The following is a 4,987-nucleotide window of genomic DNA, read 5'->3' as shown; positions in this document are numbered from 1 at the left end:
GAGCAGACGCCAAGAGCGCCCTCATCACCCTCGTGGAACACGCCCTCATGGCACGACTCAAGTAGGCAGTCGCATACGGCAGTTGTCGTAGGCGAAACGGGGGCGGACTGTGTCCTTTGACACGATCCGCCCCTGTGTTCATAACGTTTCGACAGAGAATTCTCGTGTCACCGCAACCCGCCGCGTTCATCCGGTGTCACTGCGCTCACAACAGCCCCGCCATTTGGCGGGGCTCGCTCTTTATGCCCGTTTTATCTGAGGCTTTGGCCACTCGGAACCGGAGATTCCAGACGTTTGGATGGCGGCCGTCCCACGTGCTGGAATTCGACGAACTCCCGAGTAGTACGGCCCCGAGAAGTACGGCTCTGAAACACACTGCGGCACGCCCCATGGGTGCCGGCTCCGAGAGGTTGTTGGTCGAGTGAAGCGAAGCAGGACGAGCTCCGCGACGCAGCAGGCGCGGGGCAACTTCACCCCGCCGCAGCGCACGGCGGTGTCACAGCCCGCGCCCGAGACCTCTGCCCCGGATCCCGGCAAGGATGCCGCGGGCAGCAGCAGCCGCTTCTCGCCGCGCAACTGGCGCGTGGCGACCAGGCTGAACGCGATCCTCCTCATCCCCGTCCTGGTCGGCCTCGTCATGGGCGGCTTCGAGGTGAACGGGTCCATAGCCACCTGGCGCGACGCCCGCAACGCCGAGAAGGTCGCGAACATCGTGCGCGCCGCCTCCGACTACGGACAGGCGCTGCTCAACGAGCGTGACCTCACCGCTCAGCCCCTCCTCGAGAACAAGCGCGACAGCGACATCGTCAGCAAGGCGTACGCGACCTCCGACGCCGCCCGCGCCAAGTTCGACGACGCCGTCAAGGGCATGCCGGACACGCCGAGCCTCAAGCGCCGCCTGGCCAAGGTCCGCGACGCCGAGAAGACTCTCGACGACCTCCGCAAGACCGCGTACGCCAAGGGCGTCGAGGCCAAGAACCCGGTCCTCACCGAAGAGGGCTACACCGCGATCCCCCACTACCTGAGCACGTTCTCCAACGAGCTCGGTCTGGGCACCGGCAACATCACCAGCTACGGCCGCATGGTGTACGCGATCGACCTCGCCAAGTCGGCGGAGTCGCTCCAGCGCTCCATCGGCCTGCACCTGCTGCTGCGGCCGAGCGACGACCCCAAGTCCTTCCAGATGCAGGTCAAGGCGTTCAACTCGTACAACTACCTGGAGTTCATCGCCCTGGGCGAGTTCGACGCCGGTGGTACGGACGCCGACAGCCAGCACCTCAAGGACGTCATGACCGCCAAGGCGGCCAAGGTCGCCCAGGAGTTCCCCGGGGGGAAGCTGCAGGCCGACAACGGGCCGCGCATCGGCGCGGCTCCGGCGGCCGACGGCTCGATCTACAACGGGATGGCCGCCGCGATCGGCGCGGGCGAGAGCGCCAAGCAGCTCAAGGCGCAGGGCATCACGCCCGAGTCCTGGATGGCCGCCGCCAGCTCCAAGTTCGACGGCTACAGCGAGGTCGAGGACGACCTGGTCACGCGGGCCGTGACCGAGGCCGGCCAGATCGCCGACGACGCCAAGACCGCCGCGTACGTCAACGGTTCGATCGTCGTGGTCGCCCTGCTCGCCGCGTTCATCCTGGCCGGCATGGTGGCCCGCCAGATGAGCCGCTCGATGCGCCGACTGCGCAACGCCGCCTTCGACGTGGCCGAGCAGCGCCTGCCGATGCTCGTCGACCAGCTCTCGCGGACCGAACCCGGCCGGGTGGACACCCGGGTCGAGGCGATCCCGATCGACTCCACGGACGAGATCGGCGAGGTCGCCCGCGCCTTCGACCAGGTGCACCGCGAGGCCGTCCGGCTGGCCGCCGAGCAGGCCCTCCTGCGGGGCAACGTCAACGCGATCTTCACCAACCTCTCGCGCCGCAACCAGTCCCTGATCGAGGGCCAGCTGACCCTCATCACCGACCTGGAGAACAACGAGGCCGACCCGGACCAGCTGGAGAGCCTGTTCAAGCTGGATCACCTGGCGACCCGTATGCGCCGCAACGGCGAGAACCTCCTCGTTCTCGCCGGCGAGGAGCCGGGCCGCCGCTGGGACCAGCCGGTCCCGCTGGTCGACGTGCTGCGCGCCGCCTCCTCCGAGGTGGAGTCGTACGAGCGCATCGAGCTGTCCGGCGTGCCGGAGGCCGAGATCCACGGCCGGGCCGTGACCGACCTCGTGCACCTGCTCGCCGAGCTCCTGGAGAACGCGACCACGTTCTCCTCGCCGCAGACCAAGGTCCGCGTCACCGCGACCCGTCTTCCCGACGGCCGTGTGATGGTCGAGATCCACGACAAGGGCATCGGCCTGACCGCCGAGGACTTCGCGGACATCAACCACCGCCTGGCCAACCCGCCGACCGTCGACGCGGCCGTCTCCCAGCGCATGGGCCTGTTCGTGGTCGGCCGGCTTGCCGACAGGCACGGCATCCGCGTCCAGCTGCGTCCCTCGGGCGAGCAGGCCGGCACCACGTCCCTGGTCATGCTGCCCGACCCGATCACCCATGGTGGCGGCGGCGAGAGCAACCCACTGAGCGACGACTTCACGGTCTCCTCGATCATCCCCGAGCAGCACCAGCAGCAGTCGTACGAGTCGGCCCCCGCGCCCATGCGTACGGCGGCCGAGCTCGGCTTCGACGACTCGCGGTACGAGAGCGCCGAGCAGTCCGACCCCCGCGAACTCGACCCGGTCAACCGGTCGCTGATGCGCGAGGAGCGCCGCGCGGCCCTGGAGGCCCAGGCGCAGGGCGGCGAACGCCCGCTGTTCCGGGACGAGTTGGACGCGCAGGAGACCCCGGCGTACGACGGCTCGTACGAGAGCCGGCAGCAGTACGCGACGCAGGACCAGTCCTACGAAGGCTCCTACGAGCCTCAGCAGGCCAACGGCTACGACGGCTCGTACCAGGGCCAGCAGTACGCCCCCGAGCACACCGGTGCCTACGCACAGGACTCCTACGCGCCCCGTAACGGCTACCCGGAGTCCGGCTATGCGGAAGGCTCCTACGGGGACTCCACGGCCGACCAGGGCCCTTACGAGGCGCCGTACGCCGCCCAGGCGCCGCAAGGCGATTGGCGGCAGGAGAATGCCTACCAGGAACCGTACGCGGACCCCTTCCGGCCGGAAGCGGAATCCACCGAGGAGTCCCGGGGCGTTCCCGAGGGCCCCGCGGACCGCGTAGGCTTCGACCGTCCGGGCCCCACCCCGACCACCGCCCACGCGATGACCGACGCCGGTCTGCCGCGGCGCGGCAGCCAGCAGAGCTGGCCGGCCGAGCCCGAGCAGGAGCAGACCGCGACGCCGGAACCGGCAGGCGACTGGCGCTCGACCAACGACGAGCGCTGGACGCGGGCCGAGAAGCTCCGTGAGCCCAAGGCCGGCGGGGTCACCCCCTCCGGTCTCCCCCGGCGGGTGCCCAAGGCCAATCTGGTCGAGGGCGCGGCCGAGCAGACCCCGCAGGGCGGCCCTCAGGTCTCCCGCGCTCCGGAGGACGTGCGCGGCAGGTTGAGCAACCTGCGCCGCGGCGTCCAGCAGGGCCGTAACGCGGGGTCGGACACAAGTAACACCTACAACCAGGAGCGTTAGTGTGAGCCCGATGAGCCAGGCGGCGCAGAATCTGAACTGGTTGATCACCAACTTCGTGGACAACACCCCTGGGGTGTCCCACACGGTGGTGGTCTCCGCCGACGGACTCCTGCTGGCGATGTCCGAAGGTTTCCCCCGGGACCGGGCCGATCAGCTGGCGGCCGTGGCCTCCGGTCTGACGTCCCTCACCGCGGGCGCCTCCCGGATCTTCGAAGGCGGTGCCGTCAACCAGACCGTGGTGGAGATGGAGCGCGGCTTCCTCTTCCTGATGTCCGTGTCCGACGGTTCCTCCCTCGCCGTTCTCGCACACCCGGAGGCCGACATCGGCCTGGTGGGTTACGAGATGGCCCTGCTCGTGGACCGTGCCGGGAGTGTGCTGACTCCCGACCTGCGCGCGGAACTCCAGGGAAGCCTTCTTAACTAGTTACCGATCAGTTCTCAATCAGCAGACAGGCCGTGCGTTTCTCGCCACCGCCCCATAAAGTGCGGTGGCGCGGCCCCAATGGGACGGGCACCGGTAGTCGGAGGAGGAAACGTGACAACACCCCCAGGCGGGCACCCCTACAGCGGTGGACAGCAGTCTCCGGGTGAGCACGGCCAGAACCGCTTCAACTTCCCCTCCACGCCCAGCAGACAAGGTCAGGGACAGGGCGGCCAGTACCAGGGGCCCTACCAGCAGCCGAACCGTCAGCCGAGCCCGTACGACCAGCCGCCGCAGCCCCGGATCGAACCGGTGCAGCCGAGGCAGACCCCCAAGCCTTCACCTGCGGGCGGCGCGCACAATCCCCTTGTGCGCCCGTACGCCATGACCGGCGGCCGCACCCGGCCGCGCTACCAGCTCGCCATCGAGGCGCTGGTGCACACCACGGCGGAACCGGCAAGGCTGCAAGGGCAGTTGCCCGAGCACCAGCGGATCTGCCACCTGTGCCGCGAGATCAAGTCGGTCGCCGAGATCTCGGCACTCCTCACCATCCCCCTCGGCGTTGCCCGGATCCTCGTAGCCGACCTGGCCGAGGCCGGACTTGTCGCCATCCACCAGCCCGGCGGCGACGAGTCCGCCGGCGGACAGCCAGACGTGACACTGCTCGAAAGGGTGCTCAGTGGACTTCGCAAGCTCTAGCGGCGGTGCCGCCCGTTCCACCACGTCGGCGAAGATCGTGGTGGCGGGCGGTTTCGGCGTGGGCAAGACCACGTTCGTCGGCGCGGTCTCGGAGATCAACCCGCTGCGCACGGAAGCCGTGATGACCTCGGCCTCGGCAGGCATCGACGACCTCACGCACACGGGCGACAAGACCACCACGACCGTGGCGATGGACTTCGGCCGCATCACCCTGGACCAGGACCTGATCCTGTACCTCTTCGGTACAC

4 protein-coding genes and 1 pseudogene are annotated in these 4,987 nt (G+C 68.9%); all 5 read left to right on the top strand.

Annotation, left to right across the window (positions count from 1 at the left end; genetic code table 11):
• Positions 1 to 65: pseudogene (locus IE206_RS43515) on the top strand (ATP-binding protein); the annotation flags it as partial.
• A gap of 356 nt (positions 66 to 421) precedes the next feature.
• On the top strand, positions 422 to 3,619 hold the full coding sequence (locus IE206_RS41955; RefSeq protein ID WP_189972014.1) for a sensor histidine kinase: 3,198 nt from the start codon (positions 422 to 424) through the stop codon (positions 3,617 to 3,619).
• Between the two features lie 10 nt (positions 3,620 to 3,629).
• Positions 3,630 to 4,043, top strand: coding sequence for a roadblock/LC7 domain-containing protein (locus IE206_RS41950; RefSeq protein ID WP_189972015.1), 414 nt, complete (start codon positions 3,630 to 3,632; stop codon positions 4,041 to 4,043).
• 111 nt (positions 4,044 to 4,154) lie between these two features.
• Positions 4,155 to 4,739, top strand: coding sequence for a DUF742 domain-containing protein (locus IE206_RS41945; protein ID WP_189972013.1), 585 nt, complete (start codon positions 4,155 to 4,157; stop codon positions 4,737 to 4,739).
• A partial coding sequence (locus IE206_RS41940) for an ATP/GTP-binding protein (RefSeq protein WP_189968086.1) occupies positions 4,720 to 4,987 on the top strand: 268 nt, incomplete at its 3' end. The genes IE206_RS41945 and IE206_RS41940, both read left to right, overlap by 20 nt.

This window comes from Streptomyces violascens (assembly GCF_014649955.1).
Classification (GTDB): Bacteria; Actinomycetota; Actinomycetes; order Streptomycetales; family Streptomycetaceae; genus Streptomyces; species Streptomyces violascens.
The sequence above is the reverse complement of the archived record's forward strand: the minus strand, read 5'-3'. Positions and strand labels throughout refer to the sequence as shown.

Coding starts and splice junctions, on each gene's coding strand:
- IE206_RS41950 (WP_189972015.1), top strand. CDS start 3,630: ATGAGCCAGGCGGCGCAGAATCTGAACTGGTTGATCACCAACTTCGTG.